The organism is Spartinivicinus ruber (assembly GCF_011009015.1).
GTDB classification, from domain to species: domain Bacteria; phylum Pseudomonadota; class Gammaproteobacteria; order Pseudomonadales; family Zooshikellaceae; genus Spartinivicinus; species Spartinivicinus ruber.
In genome coordinates this window covers 4,572,817-4,597,991 of record NZ_CP048878.1, presented here as the reverse complement: position 1 = coordinate 4,597,991, position 25,175 = coordinate 4,572,817, and the positions used below count along the sequence as shown (strand labels likewise).

The 25,175-nt window shown below is 39.3% G+C and carries 23 protein-coding genes; 19 read left to right on the top strand and 4 right to left on the bottom strand.

Features of this window, described 5'->3' with window-relative positions; all coding sequences use genetic code 11:
• Positions 1-118 precede the first annotated feature (118 nt).
• Complete coding sequence (locus G4Y78_RS20900; protein ID WP_163830705.1) at positions 119-1,054, bottom strand: IS1595 family transposase; 936 nt, start codon at positions 1,052-1,054, stop codon at positions 119-121.
• A 768-nt stretch (positions 1,055-1,822) separates the two neighbouring features.
• Between G4Y78_RS20900 and G4Y78_RS20895 the strand changes: the two genes are divergently transcribed.
• Genes G4Y78_RS20895 through G4Y78_RS20885 form a run of 3 tightly spaced genes read left to right on the top strand, consistent with a single transcriptional unit; the run spans position 1,823 to position 3,022 of the window.
• Positions 1,823-2,161 carry a hypothetical protein gene (locus G4Y78_RS20895; RefSeq protein WP_163834842.1) on the top strand — a complete coding sequence of 113 codons (339 nt, stop codon included), beginning with the start codon at positions 1,823-1,825 and terminating at the stop codon, positions 2,159-2,161.
• A 40-nt stretch (positions 2,162-2,201) separates the two neighbouring features.
• Positions 2,202-2,429, top strand: a complete 228-nt coding sequence (locus G4Y78_RS20890; RefSeq protein WP_163834841.1) for an amino acid ABC transporter substrate-binding protein — start codon at positions 2,202-2,204, stop codon at positions 2,427-2,429.
• A gap of 38 nt (positions 2,430-2,467) precedes the next feature.
• On the top strand, positions 2,468-3,022 hold the full coding sequence (locus G4Y78_RS20885; RefSeq protein ID WP_230425627.1) for a substrate-binding periplasmic protein: 555 nt from the start codon (positions 2,468-2,470) through the stop codon (positions 3,020-3,022).
• Positions 3,023-3,365: 343 nt separating this feature from the next.
• Here G4Y78_RS20885 and G4Y78_RS20880 read toward each other — a convergent pair whose 3' ends face one another.
• The gene (locus G4Y78_RS20880) at positions 3,366-3,566 is read right to left on the bottom strand and encodes a DUF6316 family protein (protein ID WP_163834840.1); all 201 of its coding nucleotides are present in this window, start codon (positions 3,564-3,566) and stop codon (positions 3,366-3,368) included.
• Between the two features lie 658 nt (positions 3,567-4,224).
• Between G4Y78_RS20880 and G4Y78_RS20875 the strand changes: the two genes are divergently transcribed.
• From G4Y78_RS20875 to putP, 8 genes are all read left to right on the top strand, one after another.
• On the top strand, positions 4,225-4,515 hold the full coding sequence (locus G4Y78_RS20875) for a hypothetical protein (protein ID WP_163834839.1): 291 nt from the start codon (positions 4,225-4,227) through the stop codon (positions 4,513-4,515).
• Between the two features lie 187 nt (positions 4,516-4,702).
• Complete coding sequence (locus G4Y78_RS20870; RefSeq protein ID WP_163834838.1) at positions 4,703-5,080, top strand: hypothetical protein; 378 nt, start codon at positions 4,703-4,705, stop codon at positions 5,078-5,080.
• Between the two features lie 195 nt (positions 5,081-5,275).
• Positions 5,276-6,637 (top strand): class II 3-deoxy-7-phosphoheptulonate synthase, encoded by a 1,362-nt coding sequence (locus G4Y78_RS20865; protein ID WP_163834837.1) that lies wholly within the window; start codon positions 5,276-5,278, stop codon positions 6,635-6,637.
• A gap of 46 nt (positions 6,638-6,683) precedes the next feature.
• Positions 6,684-7,193 (top strand): GAF domain-containing protein, encoded by a 510-nt coding sequence (locus G4Y78_RS20860; RefSeq protein WP_163834836.1) that lies wholly within the window; start codon positions 6,684-6,686, stop codon positions 7,191-7,193.
• 73 nt (positions 7,194-7,266) lie between these two features.
• On the top strand, positions 7,267-7,533 hold the full coding sequence (locus G4Y78_RS20855; protein ID WP_163834835.1) for a PilZ domain-containing protein: 267 nt from the start codon (positions 7,267-7,269) through the stop codon (positions 7,531-7,533).
• 154 nt (positions 7,534-7,687) lie between these two features.
• On the top strand, positions 7,688-8,464 hold the full coding sequence (locus G4Y78_RS20850; RefSeq protein ID WP_163834834.1) for a helix-turn-helix transcriptional regulator: 777 nt from the start codon (positions 7,688-7,690) through the stop codon (positions 8,462-8,464).
• A 312-nt stretch (positions 8,465-8,776) separates the two neighbouring features.
• Positions 8,777-11,944 carry a bifunctional proline dehydrogenase/L-glutamate gamma-semialdehyde dehydrogenase PutA gene (gene putA, locus G4Y78_RS20845; protein ID WP_163834833.1) on the top strand — a complete coding sequence of 1,056 codons (3,168 nt, stop codon included), beginning with the start codon at positions 8,777-8,779 and terminating at the stop codon, positions 11,942-11,944.
• Between the two features lie 261 nt (positions 11,945-12,205).
• Entirely contained in the window at positions 12,206-13,735 is a 1,530-nt protein-coding gene (gene putP, locus G4Y78_RS20840) for a sodium/proline symporter PutP (protein WP_163834832.1), read from the top strand.
• A 259-nt stretch (positions 13,736-13,994) separates the two neighbouring features.
• Here the strand turns inward: putP and G4Y78_RS20835 are convergent, their stop codons facing one another.
• Together G4Y78_RS20835 and G4Y78_RS20830 are read right to left on the bottom strand one after the other, a co-directional pair.
• Positions 13,995-14,627 carry a TetR/AcrR family transcriptional regulator gene (locus G4Y78_RS20835; RefSeq protein WP_163834831.1) on the bottom strand — a complete coding sequence of 211 codons (633 nt, stop codon included), beginning with the start codon at positions 14,625-14,627 and terminating at the stop codon, positions 13,995-13,997.
• A gap of 267 nt (positions 14,628-14,894) precedes the next feature.
• Positions 14,895-15,437, bottom strand: a complete 543-nt coding sequence (locus tag G4Y78_RS20830) for a hypothetical protein (RefSeq protein WP_163834830.1) — start codon at positions 15,435-15,437, stop codon at positions 14,895-14,897.
• A gap of 209 nt (positions 15,438-15,646) precedes the next feature.
• Between G4Y78_RS20830 and thiD the strand changes: the two genes are divergently transcribed.
• The 8 genes from thiD to G4Y78_RS20790 all read left to right on the top strand — a co-directional run bounded on the left by thiD (position 15,647) and on the right by G4Y78_RS20790 (position 24,968).
• The gene (thiD, locus tag G4Y78_RS20825; RefSeq protein WP_163834829.1) at positions 15,647-16,435 is read left to right on the top strand and encodes a bifunctional hydroxymethylpyrimidine kinase/phosphomethylpyrimidine kinase; all 789 of its coding nucleotides are present in this window, start codon (positions 15,647-15,649) and stop codon (positions 16,433-16,435) included.
• A 60-nt stretch (positions 16,436-16,495) separates the two neighbouring features.
• The gene (locus tag G4Y78_RS20820; protein ID WP_163834828.1) at positions 16,496-19,333 is read left to right on the top strand and encodes a DUF748 domain-containing protein; all 2,838 of its coding nucleotides are present in this window, start codon (positions 16,496-16,498) and stop codon (positions 19,331-19,333) included.
• Between the two features lie 498 nt (positions 19,334-19,831).
• Positions 19,832-20,080 (top strand): STAS domain-containing protein, encoded by a 249-nt coding sequence (locus G4Y78_RS20815; RefSeq protein WP_163834827.1) that lies wholly within the window; start codon positions 19,832-19,834, stop codon positions 20,078-20,080.
• Between the two features lie 284 nt (positions 20,081-20,364).
• Positions 20,365-20,673, top strand: coding sequence for a response regulator (locus G4Y78_RS20810; RefSeq protein ID WP_329604896.1), 309 nt, complete (start codon positions 20,365-20,367; stop codon positions 20,671-20,673).
• Between the two features lie 259 nt (positions 20,674-20,932).
• Entirely contained in the window at positions 20,933-22,948 is a 2,016-nt protein-coding gene (locus G4Y78_RS20805) for a chemotaxis protein CheA (protein WP_268935104.1), read from the top strand.
• Between the two features lie 30 nt (positions 22,949-22,978).
• Complete coding sequence (locus G4Y78_RS20800; protein WP_222937548.1) at positions 22,979-23,488, top strand: chemotaxis protein CheW; 510 nt, start codon at positions 22,979-22,981, stop codon at positions 23,486-23,488.
• A gap of 339 nt (positions 23,489-23,827) precedes the next feature.
• Positions 23,828-24,313 carry a chemotaxis protein CheW gene (locus tag G4Y78_RS20795; RefSeq protein WP_163834826.1) on the top strand — a complete coding sequence of 162 codons (486 nt, stop codon included), beginning with the start codon at positions 23,828-23,830 and terminating at the stop codon, positions 24,311-24,313.
• A gap of 94 nt (positions 24,314-24,407) precedes the next feature.
• Positions 24,408-24,968 (top strand): chemotaxis protein CheD, encoded by a 561-nt coding sequence (locus G4Y78_RS20790; protein ID WP_163834825.1) that lies wholly within the window; start codon positions 24,408-24,410, stop codon positions 24,966-24,968.
• Positions 24,969-25,175: the final 207 nt, after the last annotated feature.

Below are 25,175 nucleotides of genomic sequence, written 5' to 3'. Positions count from 1 at the left end.
GATATTAACTTTTAGATATCTAGTGAAGGATTATAAGAATGTCTGTACCACCCTGGGGACCACCAAGCTCCATAACAAGAAAACGTCTATATAAAAAAATACCTAATTATCATCATACCTAAGCTATATTTAGTAGCTTACCTGGTAGTGGAGGTGTTCTCAGTGCTACAAATGCTAGCCTAGGAATAAATTCTACTAAGCTAAATCTTCGATTAAATCGATACTGAAATTCAGCAAGATAACGTTGTGCATATTTAGCGCGAATAGCATGATAAGTACTACGTAAAGCACTTTTTAAGTTTCCAAGGATGGTGTTAACCCAATAAAATTCAGGTTCCTCTACTGATGCACGACCACCACCGCATACAATTTTATCATGAAGACAACCTGCTTCTATGACACCATTAAAACAGGCCAGTCCATCGGAGATTACGGTACTGCCCTTGGCCAAATTCTGCCTACTCCAAGCCGTTATCTCTTCTTTATTAAACCCTTTTAAAATGCTCAGTTTAATTCGTGTCGGTTGACCTTGTTTTGTTGTTTCTACGGCTGCTACAAAAGGTATTTTCCCATCTGCTCCCCTACCTCTTTTGCAACCTGTACGCTCACCACCAAGATAGGCATCATCAATTTCAATAAAACCCGACAATTGCTTGGTGCCTTCTCTTTCTTGCATCACTTTCATGAGCTTATGTTTCATTCTCCAGGCAGCTTGATAGGAAATACCTAAATGGCGATGTAATTCTATGGCTGATATACCTTTTTTGTCTTGGGAGATCAAATACATCCCTTGGAACCAAGTCTTTAATGGTAATTTGGTTGATTCAAAGATAGTACCTGCAGTTACAGATGTTTGCTGGTGACATTTATAGCACTGCTGAAGCTTTCTAGTAGTGAGTTGACAGCATTTGTCGTATCCACAATTGGGGCACTGAAAACCTTCTGGCCATCGCAATTTGTATAAGGTATTAAAGCATTGTTCTTCTGTACCATATTGTTTGAGAAACTCGTTTAAACTCAGGCCTTTTTGAAATTGAACTTTGTTGATAGCCATTATTTATACCTTCTCAATTAAGTTTCCATGCTGTTCAAATATACAGCAGTTAATGGCTTAGGTATAGTGATAATTAGGAAAAAATAAGCAATGATATAACTGAAGTAATTGTCTATTGTGATAAAAAAAAGAAAAGTAAAAAGTCTGTATATCCTTGGTAAGTATGTCGAACATATACATGTTTACCAAGAAAATACAAAAAATAGGGGGCAATCTATATTGTTTTACTTAAGCCCCTTATTAAGCATAAATGCAGCTACTTCCATTCAGAACTAAACAAGCCTCAGTTATAATTTAATACTGTGCCTAACTTTATCTAAATTCAGTTAAAAATACCCTTGTCGGCAATTAAAATGCCAATAAAATTATAGTAAAAACAGGTAGTTGTGGAGTGTACCTGTTTTTTGTTGGCTTCGGGAGGCAAGGGGCGCAGGTTTGAATCTAGTAACTCTGACCAGTTCCCTATTCTAAACAAGTGCTTACAAAACCATCCTTTTTCATGGAGTCATCAACTGTGTAAAAGTCTTCCGAAATATCGATCTATCGCTTCACAGATTTTTATAGGTAACTTGGGTTGTATGGTAGATAGAGGAGGGTAGCTGATAGTGTTGACTTAAACAATAGCAATGTGTTGCTTTGGTATATGGTTAATTTAAGTTTCAGTTATGTGTTAATTGGCTATTCTTACTAGTAGTGTTCTTAATATACCTCGTGCGTAGGGTATTGTGGGTGTCATAGGTAAGTTTAACTGTACTCTGGAGAAGTCATATGGTTTCAGGAAATGGTGTAAGAGTAGTTGCAGGACGGATTAGCCCAAATGGTACGATTATTACCAACCCCACTGGTGGCATTCGTAGTAGTTCTAAGAAGTCAAAAGGCTTGTATTTGGTTCACTTTAAGCAGCATTTTCAATCGCCACCTACTGCAGTGGTGACTGTTTATCAACCAGGGGGGACAGACTTTTCGATTACAGGGGATAACACTCAAATTAATGCGTTAATCATTTCCATTGACTGTAACCAAATGTTGGTGAAAACGGGAGATGTTGAAGGTAATGCTTTTGATCAAGAGTTTGCCTTTATTGCTTTAGAGCAATTAGCTGGATGACAGTAGTAGATATTGGATAAAAATAGTATTGGGTAAGTAAATGTACTTTTTATTTGCTCTTCTGGTTATATATGCTCAATGTATTTACCAAGGAATAAGTCGTCCATTTATAGCTTGTTTGTTACTGAGTATGGGAACTGTTGTATGGGCTAAGCCAACCGATACGTTAATATGTGGTACTAACGAGTTTGCGCCTTTTGGTTTTATCGAGGATGGGCAGTTAAAAGGGATTGAGGTTGAGCTGTCCATGAAATTGGCAAACGGCTAAATATTAAAACTAAACTGAATTTATTTCCCTGGAGTCGTATGCTTGCCATGATCAAGAAGGGGAATTTGGACTGCATGATAGCTGCTTTTAAAACGGAAGAGCGGTTAGCCTATATGGACTATACCAATGTACCTATTCATGTGTCTGCTTTAGTTTTTTTTGTGCATAAAGACAGACCCTTTCAATTTAATACGCTAGAGGATCTAAAGGGACGCAATATTGGTTTAGTCTCTGAATTTACTACATCGCCTGAGTTTGATGAGGCATTGAGTAAACACTGGTTTAGGGTTAGTTCTGTTAATGATTTTAAGCAGAACTTTGAAAAGTTAGCCGCAAAACGAGTTGACATGGTGCTGGTTAATCGTCATGTAGGGGCATACTTACTAAAACAGTTAAATTTATCTAACATTATCACATTGCCTGTACCGTTAACGGCTAGAGCTGCTTATTTGACTTTTTCTAAGCGTGCGGAAAAGACCTCACTTATCCCTAAATTTGACATGGTATTATTTGAGTTACTTACAGATGGTACCTATCAAGACTTGTTTGAAAAATATACAGGCCTTGATAAGGCAGGTGTTGTAACTGAGTAAGTTCAACCTAGCCAATAGAGAAGGCAGATGCTTTACAATATGGCCTAAATCCTACTTTTGCTAACTTGAGCTTGGTTGTGATACAGTCTGCAGTCTCGTTCATCAACACGCTTTTGGTCGTACTGGTTCAGTTTTGAAATAGAAGAGTCTACATAATGATTGAAGTACTGGTTTTAGGCGCTATTTTAGCAGTAGTTTACCTCTTAGAGTGACTTCCCCAGTCACTAGCTGGTTTTAGCTTTACCGGGTTGATGGGGATAATTATCAACTCATTGTTTTTGCAGCACAGTTGTTTTCTTCTACTAATGGCAGATGTTTCTGTCAGTTGTCTCCTGTTTTGCAGTTAAAACTTTAGAACTCTTGAATTAACTTGAATAATAAAGTCAATATAGTCACCAGCTCCTTCTTTAGCATCATAAATATTTTTGAATGGGCCTATATCAATACCTTCCCTTGTTTTGAAAAACCAGATGCTTTTTTTCCGAAAGAAGCGCTCAGATCGTTTGCCAAAAAATTTGTTTTCATTAATCCTCAAATTTCTCATCGCATAGCTCCTTTCTTAAGGGATATCAATCTAACATACTTACAAAGATGCTCTTTAGAAATACGGCCATAGGTATGGCATTGTCAGAACTTAAGCATAATTTACGCCAGTAGCTGTTATTGGTTGATTTTGTTTATTAGATTTTTTTATCTGGCATCCCGCCTTTTAAATTTTTAGGGGGAGTGTGTAGAAATCTGACAGCTTATTTCTTTGCAAAGTACTTGTTGTATAGCAACTGATAGTCTGAGGTTTGCTTTAAAAGTTATAGTTGATCTAAAGGCTGCTCTATTAGGTTGAGAGAAAGTCGTTGTTTAAATGAAAGTCATATGGCCAATAGTCAGTACCTATATTCAGAGAACTTGCGGCTGAGCTATATTGACTGTAACAGGAGGAGATTATGAATAGGGATAAATGCAATAAAGCAAACTAAACTATTGTATTTTTTAGTGATAACTTAAAAGAAATAGAACATGCACAGCACACAGGGACACTTTAATATTTAAAAGTATAATGCATATGTATGTTATAGCTTTTTATTTTCCATGATTTGGAAGAGCGTTGCTTTATAATGCTCAAATAGACTTGGTAAGAAAAATAGCTAGGGCGGTTTAAGATAAGCTTATTATATCGAAGATGATTAAAAGAGAGGCTGAGTACAGTGGATGCTGCTGCTCAACAACTTGCTAATTATATGAATGAACTGGCATTGTTAGCTTACCCTGCCGGACGGCTTCAGCATTTGGAGTTTGTGTTGTGGCATGCTGTTGTAGTTGGCCCATTCCAATATGGACGATTAAGCCTTACTCAAGAACATATAAAAAGGCTAAGGGAGCTCAGTTATTCCTGTAATGGTTGGATTTATCGTGACCCTATAGAAGGCGAAATTTGGGTCTCCTTAACCCAGTGGCAAGATATATATAGCCGTAAAATTGACTTAATTAGCTTATAGATAGCCAAAACCTAGGTGTTATTATCTAATAACTACTCTCGACTTTTTTATAATATATCGCTATAGCTCTGTATGCTTACTTTAAACTTTTGTCAAAAAAATGCGTAGTCTATTTGTGTTTCATTCTTAGTTATTGTTAAGTGGGTTTTACAGTCGTTACGATAGTAGTTATGGAGTTTTGATTGCTATGGATCAATTTGATGTAGCCCACTATGCCCAGCTGATCTCGATGGCCGCGAAAGGCAATGAAAAAGCAGCCATGGCATTTGACTTTCTTATGCCTGATCAGCAGTTGGCCGTTTTAAAATATAAAATCCATTCGCTAAAAGAAAAATACCTCAGCAAAATAGAACAAGGTGGTAAGTTAGTGACATCAGCTAATGAGTTTTATAGTTTTGCTAATGTTGTGCCTTTCAATATAGGCAAAAGTTCTAAGTCTGAAGTTACACGTTTAATAGAAGAATACCGCCAAGAACATGATACTTATCCAACCCGACGTCAGCTGGTAGGCTTCTTTTTAGACGAACTCGAAACCACCGTTGATATGATTGGTGTAAATTCTTAATAACCCTATATTCTCTTTAGCTGCGCACAAGGAACTGTGCAGTTTGCAATTCCAACAAGTTGGACTCCTGTCTCTTGTTAAACTTCTGCTTCTGATTATCCTTGCTATAGGGCTTGAAGTCGGTCTTAAAAGGCTTTCTAATGAAGCTCTTATTTATTATTTTCATTAGCTCGCAATATTTCATAGGTTTACAGCATGGCGAAGCAGTGGTCTCCCAGTAGTTGGCAGCAACTCCCCATCAAACAGCAGCCAGAATATCCAAACGCTCAGGCACTTGAGTCAGTTTTAACTCAGTTACAGCAAAATCCCCCACTAGTATTTGCAGGTGAAGCACGATTGTTGCAGGCCAAGTTGGCCGATGTAGCTCAAGGCAAAGCATTTTTATTACAGGGAGGGGATTGCGCAGAAAGCTTTGCAGAGTTTAATGCTAATAATATTCGTGATACTTTCAAAGTGCTGCTGCAAATGGCCATTGTGCTGACATTTGGCGGTGCTTGCCCTATCGTTAAGGTTGGCCGCATGGCAGGCCAGTTTGCCAAGCCACGTTCTGCTGGCCTGGAAACTCAAAATGGCATATCTCTCCCTAGTTATCGGGGAGATATTGTTAACTCCATAGCTTTTAATAAAGAGTCTAGAGTACCTGACCCTAATCGACTGTTAAAAGCCTATAACCAAGCAGCAGCGACATTGAATTTGTTGCGGGCATTTGCTCAAGGCGGGCTGGCTGATCTTCACCAGGTTCATCGCTGGAATTTAGGGTTTGTCAAAAGCAGTGCGCTAAAAGAGCGTTACCAACACCTGGCTGAGCGAATTGATGAAACCCTATCTTTTATGGCGGCCTGTGGCATTACTGCGCAAACCAGCTCAGCCATTCGTGAAACAGACTTTTATACTTCCCATGAAGCATTGTTATTAAATTATGAAGAAGCCTTAACTCGCCAAGATAGCATCACTGGTGATTGGTATGACTGCTCTGCCCATATGCTATGGATTGGTGATCGAACTCGGCAGCCAGAGGGAGCTCATGTTGAATTCTTACGAGGGGTAAAAAACCCTATCGGTGTTAAAGCTGGTCCGACGTTGAAACCTGAAGAGCTGATTCAGTTAATAGATACTTTAAACCCTGAAAATGAGTTTGGTCGAATCACTGTTATTGTCAGAATGGGGGCTGGGAAAGTAGCTGATGGTTTACCAGCGTTGATCAGAAAAGTCCAACAAGAAGGGCGCCATGTGGTATGGAGCTGTGATCCAATGCATGGCAATACTATCAAAGCTTGCTCTGGCTACAAAACCCGTGCTTTTGATCAAATTCTGCAAGAGGTGAGGGAGTTTTTCCAAGTGCATCATGCTGAAGGCAGTTATGCTGGGGGGGTGCACTTCGAAATGACAGGACAGAATGTCACGGAATGTATTGGAGGTGCTCAGGCTATTACAGAGGAAGGTTTAGGGGATCGTTATCATACTCACTGTGACCCAAGGTTAAATGCAGATCAGTCACTGGAATTGGCATTCTTAATTGCAGAAACCTTAAAGTCCTGTCGCCAACAATCAGAATAGTTGATGGCAAGCAAAAAAATAACAACGTAAGGGTGAGGGGAATAACATGTTCCAGCTAGAGTCATTAACTGAAAGGGATAAATCAACGTCATACCAGTGGCTGCTGGAGCAATTGAAGTCGTTAACCCAGGACGAGCCTAATATGATTGCCAATTTGGCTAATATAAGCAGTTTGTTGTTTTGGCAACTGGAAGATGTTAATTGGGCTGGTTTTTACCTGAGAGAAGGGGATCAGTTAGTGTTAGGTCCTTTTCATGGTAAGCCAGCCTGCATCAGAATCCCTCTGGGTAAAGGTGTTTGTGGTATAGCTGCTGACACAGGCCAGGTGCAGAGGGTTGCAGATGTCCACCAATTTACTGGGCATATTGCCTGTGATGCTGATACTAACAGTGAAATTGTGTTACCCATAAAGAAGCAAGGTCAGGTAAAAGCGGTGCTTGATATTGACAGCCCAGCGGTTGATCGATTTGATGAGCAGGATCAAGCAGGCTTACTTGCCATAGCCTACTACATCGAAAAGCAGTTATGGTTCAAAGGCAAAGATACTAAAAATTAATTTACTATGATAAGTCAAAAGAATATGGACTATGCTAATTATAATTGCATGCAGCTAACAGTTTAGCCAATCAATGTCAGAAGATAAAAGACGCCATCAGCGGACGAAAGTTACCCTGCAAATTAAGCTAATGAGCAACGGTGATGAAGGGATAACGCTAAAAACCCGAGACATTTCAGATAGTGGCATATTTTTGTTAGCTGAAGAAGACAGCATCCCTCCTTTAGGCACGATTGTGAAAGTTCAGGTACAAGGCTTACCTATCCCAGCACCCGTTTGTACTATGGAAGTTGTCAGGTTGGAGCCAGAAGGCTTTGGTTTAAGAATGCTAGAAAAATAATACATTAAGTCGCTAAGTTCAGTGGTTGTATTCCTTTATTTTTAACTGTCAAAAAGTCTTAACTTCATTGCCAAATTGGGTAAATTGGAGTAAAAGCTTAGTTTCTTGTGAAGATTTCATACCAGTAAATCCAGGCTTAAATTAAGGGGGGGATATGCAGACAGTTGCTATAAAAAAGCTACCACAAAAACCAGCTAATCATTTTCATCCCTTTCATCAACTCGTAGTGGGTCTTAATGGCGACACCTTATTTGAGGTGGGCGGGATGGCTAACCGGTTAGGCCAACAATTAAGCTGTTTGGTACCTGCGAATCAGCCGCATGATTTTGCTGGCGATGATCACAATCAAATTCTCGTTTTGAACGTACCGGCTCAAGCAAACCAGCATTGGGTTGCTCCTCAAGTGGTTGACCAACTGTTTGCTCACCCAGGCTATAAAAAGCTCACGCCTCCCTTACAACAGCTCATTCATGTCAGTGTTCAGCAGCTAACGCTTGCGCCTCAAGATAAAGTGCTGGCAAGTCATCTAGCAGCTACTTTTCTCCATGCACTGTACCATGCGAGTCAGGTTATAGAGTGCAAAGCTTTGCCAGCTAATAAAGTTGATCTCTCCAGACTCAATAAATTTGTTTTAACGAATTTGTCACGAAAAATCAGTATTTTTGAGCTAGCGAAAGACCAGTACATGAGCCCTAGCCACTTCCATGCAGTCTTCAAGCAACAAGTGGGTATGACACCATTTCAGTATGTGATCAAGCTAAGGGTACAAGAGGCAGAACGGCTGCTTGCTACTACTCAGTTGCCTCTAGTAGAAATTGCCAGCTTAACTGGCTTTTGTCACCAAAGTGCGTTGAACCGAGTCTTTAAGCAAGTGATTGGCTATACACCAAAAGCATTTAGGCTGCGTCGGCAAGGCGCAATTGTTTCTTAACAACGTCAATAGTTGTTGACAGATTACCCAAATTTCAAGTGAATCGTAGCTTTTTGCAAGCTTAGCCTAGTTTTTTGCAAGAACCGATACTTTCCCTCTAGCTAGACTATCCCGTCATCTCACAATTGCAATAACAATTAATTGCAATAACAAATAATAGGCACCCTTCAGCATGTTTTTCGTCCATTTTAGAGCCTCTTTAGGTTAGGTAGGACGGGTAATAGAGCAAACCTAGTTAACTGGGGAACGGCTGTTGGGCATGAAAATAATTTTTATACTAATTAAACAATTTTTACTAATTGGGTACCGCACATGTTCAATGCTGCTGATGCTTTTAAATCAGACTTTTATACCTTGCCCCCCCAGCAATTGAAGTCTTTTATCTCACCTCATTATGAGATTGATGAAGCACAATACCTAAGTCAACTTATTGAAATAGCTCAGCCATCTTCAGAGCAGCTTCAAAAAGTAACCGAGCAGGCCAGAAAGCTAATTGAGCAAGTAAGAGCGCAAGATGATGCAATTCATATGGTTGATGCTTTGTTGCTGGAATATAGCCTGGACACCAAAGAAGGCATTTTGCTGATGTGTTTGGCTGAGGCGTTAATGCGAATTCCTGATGCAGACACAGCGGATGCATTAATTAAAGATAAATTAAGTGTGGCAGATTGGCAGCGGCACTTGAAAAAAAGTGACTCTGTATTAGTGAATGCATCCACCTGGGGGCTGTTACTTACTGGCAAAGTCACTGCAATGGATAGCAACATAGATGGTAGTCCTGCTGGCGTCATCAACCGTTTGGTTAATCGGTTAGGTGAGCCTGTGATTCGTAAAGTAATGAACCAGGCAATGAAAGTGATGGGTAAGCAGTTTGTGCTGGGGCGTACTATTCAGGAAGCACTGAAAAACAGCCGCAAAAATCGCGATTTAGGGTATACCTACTCATACGACATGTTGGGTGAAGCGGCATTAACTAGAAGTGATGCAGACAAATATTTTAATGACTATTTAAATGCCATTAAAGCTGTTGGTAGTGAAACTTATGGCAATGAGAAAACGCTGCGTCCTACCATTTCAATAAAACTTTCAGCATTGCATCCGCGCTATGAAAAAAGTCATGAACAGCGAGTAATGACTGAATTATTTAATACTATTATTGAGTTAATTAAAGTCGCTAGGCAACAGGAAGTAGGGATTACCATTGATGCAGAAGAAGCGGACCGACTGGAAATTTCTCTGCAACTGTTTGAAAAGCTTTATCGAGATCCTGCTACTCAAGGTTGGGGACAATTTGGCTTAGTGGTTCAGGCATACTCTAAAAGAGCGTTACCCGTCTTGTGTTGGCTAAATGGGTTAGCTGCTCAGCAGGGAGATATGATTCCTTTGCGTTTAGTTAAAGGAGCATATTGGGATAGTGAAGTAAAGCTTTGCCAGCAACTTGGTACAACAGGCTATCCAGTTTTCACCCGTAAAGAAGCAACCGATGTGTCGTATTTGGCCTGTGCTCAATTTTTATTAAGCGATGCCACCAAAGGTAATATTTACCCTCAGTTTGCTAGCCATAATGCCCATACCGTCGCATCTATTTTAGCGATGGCTAAAGGAAGGGAGTATGAGTTTCAGCGTTTGCATGGTATGGGTGATGGTTTATATAAGACGGTATTAGCCAATTGCCAGGTGCCAGTACGAATTTATGCACCAGTAGGAGCGCATAAAGATCTATTACCTTACTTAGTGCGTCGTTTATTAGAAAATGGTGCTAATTCTTCCTTTGTACATCGGCTAGTCGATGCTAAAACTCCCGTTGAAGACCTGACTAAGCACCCGGTTGAAGTATTAAAATCCTATGTTTGTTTGGCTAATGACCGGATACCAACTCCGTCCAGAATCTATGGCAATGAGCGACGTAATTCAGCTGGCATCAATATTTTAATTGAATCCCAGTGGCACCCTTTAGCCTCTAAAATCCGTACTTATATGAACCACCCTTGGCAGGCAGGCCCCATTATTAATGGTGAGGTCGTTACCACGAAAGATAAAAAAACGGTTTATTGTCCTTATCGTTTCAGTGACTCAGTGGGTGAGGTATATTGGGCAACAGAGCAGGAAGTTAAGCAAGCATTGCTTGTGGCTAAAGAGGCTTTTTTATCCTGGAATACTCAGCCTGTTGGGACAAGGGCCAAATGCTTGCAAAAATTGGCTGATTTACTGGAAACCAATTTGGCCGAGTTTATTGCGTTGTGCCACCGAGAGGCGGGCAAGACAATTCAGGACTCAATTGATGAAGTCAGGGAGGCTGTCGATTTTTGTCGCTACTATGCGGTGCAGGCGGAAGAGCGTTTTGGAAATCCTCAAGTATTGCCTGGCCCAACCGGCGAATCCAATGAGTTGAGCTTAGCTGGTAGAGGGGTATTTGTGTGTATCAGCCCCTGGAACTTCCCATTGGCGATTTTCCTTGGTCAAGTTGCAGCCGCTTTAGCTGCAGGGAATACGGTTATTGCCAAGCCCGCAGAGCAAACTAGTTTAATTGCTTTTAAAGCAGTGCAGCTGATGCTGGAAGCAGGCTTTCCTAAAGGCGTTATTCAGTTCTTACCAGGAGATGGGGCTCAGGTAGGTGCGCCATTGACTGCAGCTGATGTGATTGCTGGGGTTGCGTTTACTGGTTCAACCGATACTGCTCAGTTAATCAATCGCACCCTGGCTGCCCGTAAAGGTGCGATTGTACCTTTAATTGCTGAGACTGGTGGGCAGAATGCAATGATTGTAGACAGTACTGCACTGCCTGAGCAGGTGGTGAAAGATGTTGTGCACTCTGCATTTGCCAGTGCTGGGCAACGTTGCTCTGCTTTACGAGTGCTGTTTGTCCAAGAAGATGTGGCTGATCGCATCACTGAATTACTGAAAGGTGCGATGGCAGAGCTGGAAGTGGGTGATCCAAGCTTAATGTCAACTGACCTAGGCCCAGTGATTGACCAACAGGCACAACAGCAGTTGTTACAACACATTAGTCAGATGAAGCAGTCAGCCAAAGTGATTGCTGAAGTTAGTTTGCCTAATGTGAATGGTTATTTTGTACCTCCCACGGCAATAGAAATTGAGAGTATTAATCAACTGACTAAAGAGAACTTTGGACCAATATTACATGTGGTTCGTTATAAGGCCTCTCAATTAGATCAGGTTATTAACAACATCAATGAAACAGGCTTTGGGTTAACCCTGGGAGTGCACTCGCGAAATGAAGCATTAACCCTCTATATTGCTGACAAGGTAAATGTAGGGAATGTCTATGTTAACCGTAACCAAATTGGTGCTGTGGTAGGTGTTCAGCCATTTGGTGGGCAAGGCTTATCCGGCACTGGTCCGAAGGCAGGGGGGCCACACTATCTGTATCGGTTTGCCACTGAGAAAGTGCGCACAATAAATACCACCGCTGTAGGCGGTAATGCGAGCTTGCTGTCTTTATCCAGTGAAACTGTGTAACTTTTTACCATTAAGGAGCATTAAAGGAGGGCTGGTAGCACATTGTGACAGGCTGATATAGCAAAGGTACAATGTGCTCCTAGTGAGCGTTTAATTTATCTCTTAGCCTAGATATTTCCCCAGATATTCTGCTATCTGGTGAAATATTCGGGTGTAGCAAGGAGCTACTCGCCAATTAGAGTCAAGCTGTTCGATAGCAAGGATGCACCAGGAGAATAACAACAGTGCCGTGAGGCACCACTAGCAATGGGGCATATTTTAATGACAACAGAAAATCTTACGATTCTAGCAACTTTTATAGTGTATCTTGCGGGAATGCTTTGGATAGGCTACTGGGCTTATCAGCGCACTGCGAATTCAACTGATTACTTTCTTGGTGGGCGGTCCTTAGGACCCTGGCCTGCTGCATTAAGTGCCGGCGCATCAGATATGAGTGGCTGGTTATTACTAGGTATGCCAGGTTTTGCACTAGGCTCTGGCTTAGAGTCAGTCTGGTTAGCTGGCGGCTTACTACTTGGGACTTGGCTAAACTGGTTAATTGTGGCTAGGCGCTTAAGAACCTATAGTATCGTAGCCAATAACTCACTGACTTTACCTGAGTTCTTTGCCAACCGCTTCCGTGATAAAACTAAGCTAATTCAAACCGTTTCTGCTTTCTTTATTTTGCTATTTTTCTTGTTTTACACCAGTTCAGGTTTAGTGGCTGGTGGTAAATTATTTGAAGAAGTCTTTGGTTTGAATTATCAGCTAGCGGTAGTTATTGGTACAGTTTGTATTATTTCTTACACCCTGTTTGGTGGTTTCTTAGCAGTATCTTGGACAGACTTAGTACAAGGTTTGTTAATGGCAGCTGCTCTAGTAATTGTGCCATTGGTCGTTATGCAAGATGCTGGTGGTTTTAATGCTTCTATTGAGGCTATTAGAGAGAAAAATCCGGAGTTATTGACTTACTTTAACAATAATAAAGGGGAAGCATTAAGCTTAATTGCTATTGTTAATCTGGCTGCTTGGGGATTAGGTTATTTTGGTCAGCCACATATTTTGGCTCGGTTCAAAGCGATCCGCTCAAACCAGGAATTACCGACTGCTCGTCGAATTGCTGTCAGCTGGACATTCCTTTCTTTAGTTGGTGCAACGCTTGTTGGCTTGGCTGGAATTAACTATTTAGATGCTACTGGAGTTCAATTAGCTGATAGTGAAAAAATATTCATGCACCTGGTTGGAGCCGTATTCCATCCTGTTGTCGCTGGTATTTTATTAGCAGCGATTTTGGCTGCTATTATGAGTACGGCTGACTCACAGTTGTTAGTATCTTCTTCTGCCCTGGCTGAGGATTTTTACAAAACGTTATTTAATAAAGAAGCTACTCAAAAGCAAGTGGTTACTGTTGGTCGAGTAGCGGTTATTGTCATTGCCATTATTGCGTTGACATTAGCGATGGATAAAAACAACAGCGTACTTGATTTAGTATCTTATGCTTGGGCTGGATTTGGCGCTGCATTTGGACCAACTTTAATACTGGCTTTATTCTGGCGACGGATGAACTGGCAAGGTGCCTTGGCGGGTATTGTTGTTGGTGGTGTCACCGTTGTGGTTTGGAAGCAGTTAGGGGGTGGTATATTTGAGCTGTACGAAATTGTTCCAGGCTTTATCTTAGCTACTATTGCTGTTGTAGTGACTTCGTTGTTGACAAAAGAACCCGAAGAAGCCGTAACTAAACAATTTAATGATATGGAAAAGCAGCTATACAGTAGCACGGACAATGTGAAAGGCTCTTTAGTCATTGACTAAAATGCTGGTTTGATAACTGTGGTAGGCCACTAGTCATCAGCCCTTGCCGAAGCAAGGGCTGAAATCTACTACATTAGTAGCAGAAAGAGGGACAAACAGATTGCCCCGAAAGTAATTACCCACAGCCCAACATCACCAATTTGATGTTCTACTTTGTCTAAATGTTGATAACGACTTTTTAACACAAACTTATTCGTTTCAATACTTCTATTAATAAGCCTAGAACAGCCTTTAGCGCAGTCAAGCGACTACAAAGGAATCAGCCTTTGGCTATTATGCCGTTTAAAAAGGTTTCAGTTGCTTGCTCAATGTAAGGGCCAAGCTCTTCAGGGGAAAGGTTAATCGCTTTACTAGGAGAGTTAACCAGAAGCCCATCAATCAACAATGATGCTAACCCATGTACCATTGACCAAGCGGCCACCGCATGAACCTTGGCAAGCTTTGCTGTAAACTGTCTAGACTCAATGCCTTGCTCAATAATGTTAGCAAGTACCTGGTAAGCTTGATTGGCAGCACTATCCAAATCCTCGGGTGGGTTCGCATCTTCTCCACAAAAATAGCGGCCAAACATCAGGCGATATTGTTGTGGATGAGTCAGGGCAAATTGAACATAAGCTCGTCCTGCAGCTAATAATGATTCTGCTGGGTTTACCGCTTGTTGTTGAGCAGTGGCAATGGCTTGAGATAAACAGTCAAAGCCTTCTTTGGCTAAAGTAACCAGTAAAGCATCTTTATCACTGAAATGACGGTAAAGAGCTGTTGCTGAAACCCCTACATCTCGGGCAAGTCCCCTTAGACTGAGCTTTTCAGGGCCTTCTGAGGTCAGGCGTGTTAATGCAGCAGCTAACACTGCTGATCGTAAATTACCGTGATGGTATGTGTTTTTTTCCATCAAAAGATCAAATAGCTCACTATTATTTATTAGGGCTAGTTTTCACCACAAAGTTGCCTTGATCAACACTTGTAGTGTAAATAACTGCATTAAATAACCAATATGGCTTTAAATACCGAAAATATTAACAGCTGCTATTTGGTTGGAAGCTAGTGGGATTGAAAGTTGAAGAACTAATCAGGTGGCCCGCCAGTTAGACAGGCTTAAATAAAGTAACCAATTATAGCAGGCCACTGAGTCGTTATTTGCAAGGCGTGCTTTGTAGCACTATTGAGAAGCTTTAGCAGCAACTCGGTTGACAAAAGGGTTTGAAAAAGGTGAATCTTCTGCCAATAAGGTTGCTTCAGGGTGATAGCGACTCATAACAAATCGCACAGTTTCTTCTTCAGCTTTTTTTACATCAACCATAACTAAATATTTGCCTTTTTCTAACTCTGGTTTAAAGCGCTCTATTTTATAGTGGTCATGAGCCAGCCCAACCAGGCCTCCTGTCCACGCACCAAACAAGGCAAAAACGGTTGTTAACAGAAGCATAGTAAGGAGGTTTAGGCTGTCAACCACGCTGGTCAACAGTAATATTAGGTTGGCAATCAGCCCTAAAGTAATACCTATCAGAGCACCTTGCTCGCCACGATGGATAATGTCATAACGCTGAAATGGCGTGGCGCCATGCAAGTGGTGGTGATATAAGCCAGCTTCGTCTTTGGTCATGATATGAAAGCGCCAGTCACTTACCCCTTCTTTGTGTAAGTCAGCAGAAATAAGGTCAGCACTATCAATGTTTTCGGTAAGGTAATATAAACGTTTCATAAGCCCTTCCTTTGTTCGTCAATCCCTCGAGTTCACGAAAAGCTTATTAGTAAGTATAAACATCTATAGAGAAAGTGAAGGGCTTAAAAGTGAGTGATGAGATCTTGTTAACAAAGAACCGCTATATTGCAAACTGAGCTAGCAGACTGATGGCGACCCTCCTATGTTTAACTTTATATACCCTCCGCGAGTGACTTTTAGGGTTGGCTATGATTACTAATGTTTTGACGATTTCACTTTCAGATTCGGTGGGCTGGTTTGGGATTCAGGCGGATGTAAAAACATTCACTGCACTGGGGGCCTATAGTACCTCTGTCGTTACTGCAATTACTGCCCATGGAACGGATCTATATACAGAGCTCAGTAATGATATTGTAACTGGTCAGCTGGAAGCTGTTTTAGCAACGACCCCCATCAGCTGTTGTAAAGTTGGCTGGCTAGGAAATGAAACTCTGACACAGAGGATAATAACGTTATTATCTGAGCAACAACAGTTGAAGTGGGTATTTTCACCTGGGTTTGCACTATTGAACAATAAGCATGGGCTGCCCGCAGAAACAGTAAAAAGTATTGTATTTAACTTAATGAAAAAAGCAGACATTACTTGCTTGAACTGTGAGGAGGCTGCTTGGTTGACTGATCAAAAGTACCCTAGTGATTTCCCTGAAATGCAACAATTAGCGTTACAGCTACTGAAACAGGGTAATGGACAATTACTTATTACCGGGGGAAACTGGTCAGATGAGTTTGTTATCGACTGTTATGCTACTACTGAGAGTTGTGTGGAGTTAGCAGCTAAGCAAGATCACATGCCAGTAGTAGGCGCTGGTTGTAGCCTGGCAGCGGCACTTGTCGTTTATTTAAGCAAAGTGCCAGACCAGTTAGATGCCATTCGTTCAGCAAAGTCATGGGTAACTCGTGCTATTCATCACAGCAATGAATTGAGATTTGACACTTCAAAAGGCTCAATTAATCACCTTTTTGACATCCCCGCATAGTCAGTAGAAAGCAGTCCAGGGTAGTATAAGCAGGCTGGTAATAACGAGGCAGGGTGATTAATGATATCTAAAACGCGTAGTATTTTTCGTGGGACTCTAGTGACAATAGCCATTTTATTGCTGTTGATATGCCTTATCATTCCCTGGGCATTGAATATTTGGCTATTACCGACTATTGGTGAGCAGTTTGGGGTGAAGTATTCGGCTTCGAACATTTGGTTAAACCCTATTACAGGTACAGTCACTATTGAGAAAGGCATCATTAAACAGCAGCAGTCTCCTTTTTTTAAATGGCATGAGTTACGTGCTGATATCAGTATGCGACAATTACTCAATCGTCGTATTGTTATCGAACAAATAGCTGTTATTGAGCCAGCTTTGTGGCTGCAACGTGATAAACAAAATGTCTGGAATTTTGAATCATTAACATTACCTGACAATAAAGATGCCGAAACGACGGACCAAAAAACAATAGACTTCGCTATTCAGGAAGCTTTCATAAAAGATGGTCATATTTACTACGGTGCTTACCAAAATGATGCGCCGGTTAATTATCAGTTGAATGACATTAATTTTTTATTAGAAAATTTAACCAGCGACTTTTCACAGTCCTTTAAAACCAAATTGGATTTAGCTGCAGCAAGTGATGGCTTGCTTTCATGGCAAGGCGAAACTGCCTTAATTCCATTGTTGGTTAAAGGGGAGGCTGCAATTCAGCAAATTAATATCCCGGCTATTCTGCAATTATTACCCCTAACGTTACCGGTCAACTTAAAGCAAGGAGAGCTACGTGAGTTTAAAACTGAAATTGAAGTGAAAAAACAACAGAAAAATTTGGCAGTATCATTAGAAAAAATTGTAATTGGTTTAGATAAACTAGACTTAAAATTAGCTAAAAAAGAACAGGCTAAATTGACGGTTGATAACTTTACGCTTAATGATGGTAGCTTTAAGTGGCCTGCTAATCAGTTGAATTTAGGCAAATGGCAGATAGAAAATATAGTTTGGCGAGGAAAACTTGACCAACAGAGGCAGCTAAACTGGGTGACTGCCTTTCAAACTAAGGAAGAAACACAGCCAAAAAATAATACATTGAAAGATACGACGAAAGAAAGTACTACAAAGCTTTGGCAAATTAGTTGGCATCAGGGTGCTATCACAAATAGTCAGCTGAGCTTAAATGACTTGAGTATTCAGCCAGAAGCTAATCATCAGCTAACATTAGCTGAGGTATCAGCAAAGGCGTGGAATAATCAAAAAAAACAACCTTTACAGATAAATGCTAAAGGACAGCTGGCAGCAGGGGGGAAATTTAAGTTATCAAGTGATATTCACTTAAATCCTTTGCAGTTGGAAACTGAAGCTGAACTGGATGAGTTTTTAGTAGATCCTTATCAGAGATATTGGCAACCTTTTTTAGCTGCTGAATTGCAGGGAGCCATTAAAACAAAAGTAAAAGCTAAATGGCAACCAGATAATGAAACAGAGCCGTATCAGATGGCTGGTGATTTTCAATGGGATAATTGGTTATTAAAGGAAACGAAGACCAACAAGTTGATAGGGCAAGGTAAACAGCTGAGCTTACAAGGTATTTCCTTGTTACCAAATAAGCTCAACATTACTGCTATTGCTTTGAACTCACCTAAAGTATTTTTACAAAGAGAACCAGAGCAACAGTGGAATTTCAGTCCCTTATTGCCGCAGGCTAATAAAGCCCAAGCAAAAACTAATAGCAATCAAACAACCTCACAGCAGAATGATACAAAGCCCTGGGAATGGTTTATTGGGGCAATTGAGATTAAAGAGGGTGATTTAGATTTTCGTGATGAAACGGTAACACCTGTAGCAGAACTTAATTTGAGTAAAATTTTTGGAAAAATAAAACAGTTATCAAGTGAAGAGAAAAAGTCTAATTTACAGCTTAGTGCCTTGATTGCTGATTCTGACTTAAAAATAGAAGGTGAACTAATACCACTCAACCCCAGAAAACTAGCATCAATAAAATTTGCAGCAAACAATATGTCTTTACCCATATTTAGTAGCTATGCAGCTAAGTATTTAGGTTATCCAATTAAAAGAGGAAAACTAGGAGCAACACTTTACTATAATGTTAAGGATTTTAGCCTGCAATCTGATAATAAAGTCACTTTAAATAAGCTTAAATTAGGTAATAAAACAGCTAGTAAAGAAGCTGTTGATGCACCGGTTAAACTAGCATTGGCATTGTTAGAAGACAGTAAAGGGAAAATAGCACTTGATGTACCTGTTAAAGGTGACTTTAGCAAGCCAGATGTTAAATATGGTCAACTAGTCGTGGATGCTGTTTTGAAAATATTTAAAAGTATCGCTGCATCACCATTTAATTTATTGGGAGGCCTAGTCGATTTTTCTGGAACAGATGTTAATTTGATTAAGTTCAAACCAGGCAGTTATGAGTTACCTAAGACTGAACAAGAGAAGTTAGTGGCGATAATAAAGCTGCTCAATAAGAGGCCAAATTTGATTCTGGAGGTTGAGGGACAGTTTGATACTGAGCAAGACAAGCCTGGTTTGGCTCAGCAGACTATATTAGACAATATTAAAAAAGATTTGGGTGAAATTGAGAGTATATCTGACAAGCAGAAAAAAAGGTGGTTAATGGCCCAGCTAGATAAAGAGGGAATTATTACTAATGACTCAATGACAATTGAGTTTCTGACACGTTTATATACAGGCACTGTAAAGGTAAAAAATAATTCATTAACTAGTTTGGCCAAGCGAAGAGCAAAAGTGGTTAGCGAGTATATAGTTCGGCAAGGTAATATTAATAAAGAGAGAATATATACCCTTGATGTTAAAGACATAAAAGAAAAGGTTAAAGGAGATGTTTCTACTGTACTAACAATTAATGCCCCCTGATAAATAAAATTTTATTACTGATTAGCCAAAATGCCCCACATAGCATGGGGCATTTTTATGTCTGACAAAATTATTGCTGAACCCTTATTTTCGAAGTTACATAACAACTCGATATAAAGTATGCACTTTTGTATCAGCTTGGACATTTATTCGCAATTTTATTGACACTAAGTTTTAGATGAATGTAATTATAGTTAGCAATATTATTTTCTCAAATAATTAGTTTGCTTCATACTTTATTGTTAAAAAATATTAATAGCTAACTAGTATAAGGCTATTACTAAAAAGTCGGTAGCAAAGGATACTTCTGGGTAATAATAGTGATTCAAGAATACTGTATTTATAGTGTTTATAGCTTTTTCTCACACACTAATGGTATTCATTTCATCCGACTTTATAGTAGGTTGAATGTTTAGGTACAAAGAAGAAAATTTTATGCTATAAAAGTTGTATAATACATATTATAGAGTTGTTATTATTACTAATAAAGGTTGGTGCATGGATGCAGATTCTCACACTGTAAAGCTACCAGAGTCTGTTGATATTAAGCAGATAGAACAGCTTTATAGAGAACTAACAGAACATATTCAGCAAAGAAATTCTCTGGGGATAGATTGTAGTCAGGTTCAATCAATAGACACTGCTGGCTTACAGTTATTACTTGTTTGTCAACAAGAGTTTCTTAAGCAAAGCAAAACGTTTCATATCATTAATGCCTCACCTATAGTTATTGGAACTATAGCTTGAAAATCATAAAGTGACATAGATATTCTCATCAAAAAGCTGGCTATCACTGAGTATTGAGCTATCCAACCTATGCCACATTATAGATTTCTAGCTATATTAAGTCTTTTAGGGATTAACTTGAATCTATTTGAGATGATGGAATTTAGAGAAGTTTAATGACATTGTTACAGTTATTTTAGAGAATGAGTGCTGAGAGTACTTCTGTGCATAAGGTTATTTTTACCTGACGTAGTCAACAGCTGGTTTAAATAGTGGCAGCTGGTTTTAAGTAATAAGGTACTATTATGGTTAAAATATTAACAGCAGATGATTCTATATCAATGCGACAAATGGTGACACTTACCTTAAAGGAAGCTGGCTACGATGTAAAAGCATGTTGTGATGGTCAGGAAGCGTTAAATACTGCGAAACAAGGCTCTTATGATATTATTCTTTCTGATGTCAATATGCCTAATATGAACGGCATTCAGTTGGTATCAGAGTTACGTAAAATGCCAAAATATAAGTTCACTCCTATCTTAATTTTAACGACTGAAGCGGGGGCATCAAAAAAAATGAAGGTAAGCAAGCGGGAGCCACTGGATGGATTGTGAAGCCTTTTGAACCGACTACTTTAATTAAAACGATTAAAAAAGTATTAAATTAGTTTAAATAGACTGAATGGTTCTTTTCTGTAGTGTGATGAAATATCCAAGCTAGGTAAAGTAAATATAAAGTTGGTATTTTATGACAATAAATGTTGAGCAGTTTCAGCAGGTTTTTTTTGATGAATGTACTGAAAATTTAGACATTCTTGAGCAAGGGTTATTAGCACTGGGTAATGCCACTGCAGATGAATAAACAGTTAATCATATTTTTAGGGCTGCGCACTCGATTAAAGGTGGAGCCGCCACCTTTAATCTCATTGATATTGCAGGGATAACCCATGAGTTAGAGTTTATCCTAGATTTTATTCGGGATGGGAGTAAGTGTCTTTTACAGTCAGATATTTCTCCAATGTTAGCTGCAGTTGATGCTGTTCGTAAAATAATTGACATGAGAAAAGGAGGAAATCAAGAGCCTTTAGTAAATCAACAAGCTGTTATAGCTTCTTTACGAGCAATTGTGAATAGTAAAAATCTAGGCAGTGCTGAAGTACAAGCTGATAACTATCATAACTTTGCTGAGCATACGCAGCAGTTCGAAAGCAATGGGGCAAATCACACTCTGCAAACGGGTGGTAAGAGTGAAGATGAACAATTAATTAATAACTGGGAAATTATTTTTATTCCTAGCCAGAATATTTTTTTGACAGGCAATGATCCTATTCGTTTTATTAGAGAGCTGTCTGAATTAGCTGAACTAACAGTGAATACTAATATCAAACAGTTACCCAATTGGGCTTTCTTTGAGCCCGAAGACTGTTATTTGTCATGGCATATTCAGATAAGGGGAATGATAACAAAATCAGATATTCTTGAGGTTTTTGAATGGATAGCTGATGATTGCCAGTTAACAATTTCGCCATTAATAAATAATGAAGATAGATCGATAAATAGTAAAGAGAACAAACAGAGTGATGAACGAGATACATTATTGGATCCTACTGAGCAATTAACTAGACAATCTAGTCAAGTACAACAGTTAACCCCTGTTAAAAAAGAGCAAAGCTTTACTATTAATACAAGTAATCAATCAATCCGGGTTAATGTTGAGAAAATTGATAATTTATTTAATTTGGTGGGAGAGTTGGTGATTACTCAGTCAATGTTGTATGAGTTAGGCATCCTATTTTCTCAGGGTAACCTTGATTGTATTGAGCGACTACAATCAGGCTTTACCCAATTGTTACAAAATACCAAGGAACTGCAAGAAAGTGTAATGCGGATTCGAATGGTACCTATTAGTTTTATTTTTAATCGCTTCCCTCGAATAGTTCATGATTTAGCAAATCAGTTAGGTAAAAAAGTTGACTTAAAAATTGAAGGTGAAGGTACTGAGTTAGATAAAAATGTTATGGAACAGCTGGCAGATCCATTAGTTCACTTGGTTAGGAACTCTTTGGATCATGGTATTGAAGCAATAACTCAACGAATGCAAAACAATAAGTTTGAAACAGGTACTATTAAGCTATCTGAATGCCATCGTGGTGGCAATATTATAATAGAGGTTTACGATGATGGTGCTGGTTTAAATAGACAAGCGATTTTAACTAAAGCAGAAACAAAGGGGCTAATTAAATCGTCTGAACACTTTTCAGATAGCCAAATCTTTGAGCTGATTTTTGAGCCTGGTTTTTCTACTGAAAAAGCAGTAACAGATGTTTCTGGTCGTGGGGTTGGAATGGATGTCGTTAGAAAAAATATCTATAGTTTGGGGGGAAATATTACGGTTGAATCCGAGCAGGGGTTGTTTAGTCGTTTTCAAATTGCGCTGCCACTAACCCTCGCTATTTTAGATGGGCAATTAGTGAAAGTGGGGAGTGAAACTTATGTTATTCCGTTGAATTCTATAGTGGAATCATTACTAATGATACCTGGTGCGATTCAGCAGGTATCTGGTGCTCTTGAAGTATACCGGTTGCGTCAGGAAAATATCCCTGTTATCAGACTGTACCAATTATTGAACCTAACAGCAGCTAACACTGATTTAACCAATGCGCTACTGGTAGTGGTAGAAGTAGATGGAAATAAAATTGGTTTATTAGTTGATGACCTTTTAGCTCAGCAGCAGGTTGTTATTAAAAGTCTTGAAGCTAATTATGATAAAGTAACTGGAATTTCTGGAGCTACAATTTTAGGTGATGGAACGGTTGCACTAATTTTAGATGTTTCTGGGTTAGTAAGATTAGTAACTGATGACCATTGTTTTAAGCCATGTGCAGCTTGATTATGTCAAACTAATTAATAGGTATAATTCATGAATGAAGCTGTAATGGAATATGATGAGCTGTTGGCAACGGATAGCAATACACAACAATTCTTAACTTTCATTTTAGCTGATGAGTTATATGCGGTTGATATTTTGAGTGTACAAGAAATAAGAGGGTGGGAGCAGCCTACTTTGATACCTAATGCACCTGTATATATTAAAGGGGTGATAAATATAAGAGGTATGATTATTCCTGTTATGGACCTTAGGTTACGTTTTAATGTGGGTAACGGAGAATGTATAGCAACGACAGTGGTCATTGTATTGAGTGTGAAACAAGGGGGAGTCAATCGTACGATGGGTGTTGTAGTTGATGCTGTATCTGATGTTGTTAATATATCTGAAAGTGCCTTAAGCAGTGCTTTGCCAGTGAAAGGAGTAATCGCTGCTGATAAAATTAGCGGTATAATTAACATTAAGAAAAAAACAGCAACAGTATTAGCCGTTGAAATGTTGTTTGATTTTAAACCATCTATACCTATCTCGAATGATTTCTAGGGTATTATGTTGTTGTCGCTGACCACCAAAGAAGAGGAAATTCAGTTTATAAGTGATAGTATGGATACCACTCATTAGAGGAATATGCTAGGGTTAACTACCTTCGCCCCTATTATTTATAAATAGATAAACTCATAGAGGCACGTCTTATACATAAAGACTTACGGTAGCTACTTTAATTTACATAAAAGTGTTACTGGAACTTATTGATCAACGATCCAGCTAGCACTGTTTACTTCAATTAGTGCTGTTATTGCTAGCTTCACAGTTGTAAGACATTCATCTAAAAAACATCCGCTTTGGCTATAAGTGGATGTAGTTACAGGAAGCAAAAGCCTGATGAGTAATTTAACTCAAAGCAAGTCTATACAAAATGACCAAGGGTTGTCGTCGGGTTATTTGGATAGTAATGAAGCAGTTGATCGAGAATTTTTATCATTTATTCTTGATGGCAATGAATTTGGTATTGATATTTTAAAAGTTCAGGAAATTAGAGGGTGGACACCTTTACGTGAATTGCCTAACTTACCTACCTTTGTTCACGGCGTGATTGACTTAAGAGGGGAGGTAATTCCTGTTGTTGATATGCGAACTCGAATGGGGTTACAGAAATCTGAATATAGTAATACAACAGTCGTTATTATTATTAAACAGCAAATAGCTGGTTTCTCGGATAGTGTATACAGTGGATTGATTGTTGATGGCGTAGCAGATGTCTATCGTATTACAAAAATTAACTATCGCTCTGTCACTAATCTTTCTTGTTATCAGCAGCATAATTTTATCTCGGGTATGGTATCAGTGGACGATAAAATGATAGCTTAGATAGATTTTTCGAAAATTCTATCTAATACTTAGGAATAATAGAGTTTCAAAGAAATAGCCCCAAGGGGTATGTTTTTCCAGTTAGGTGTAACATATGGTTGTTGATCAATCAACGGCAAACTGTACCAATAAGTTGCCTGGCCAGGAAACGACGAATGAAGTGGAAGTGGTTAAACTACTACCTGGTGAAGTGTATGGTACGAGCCAGCAAGAAGAAATTGTAACAATTATAGGCTCTTGTGTTGCAACCTGTTTGTGGGATCCCATTGCTAAAGTAGGTGGAATGAATCATTTCATGCTACCAGAAACAAAAAAGCAAATAAATGTTTATTCAGTAAATGCTAGCCAGTCTCCAGTACGAATGCTAATGGGGCGTTATGGTAATTTTGCTATGTTTTACTTAATAGAAGCACTATTGGAAAAGGGGGCTCATTTACATCATTTGCAGGCGAAACTTTTTGGTGGAGCAAAAATGATAACCCACATGTCGGATATTGGAAAAATAAATGCTGAATATGCCGTTAACTACTTAAAAGAAGTGGAAATTCCCATTGTTGCATCCCACTTATTTGGTTCTTTTGCTCGTAAAATTACTTTTGAACCTTGGAGTGGTGTTGTCAAAATGAGAGAACTATCTTCTGTGTATCAAATGTAAAAGCTATATTTATAGTTTAGTATGCGATTTGATTTTAAGTTATTTTGTATAAAGGCTTTACAATACCCAAATATATAGAAAACGAATGGTTATTTGGGGCGCTATCGATCGATGATTTCCATTAAATGCTGCTCCTACATTTTCCTAATGTAGTGGTATCCCTCGGTGGTCAGCAACGGCAAAAAAACCTAAAAATTATTCGAGAAG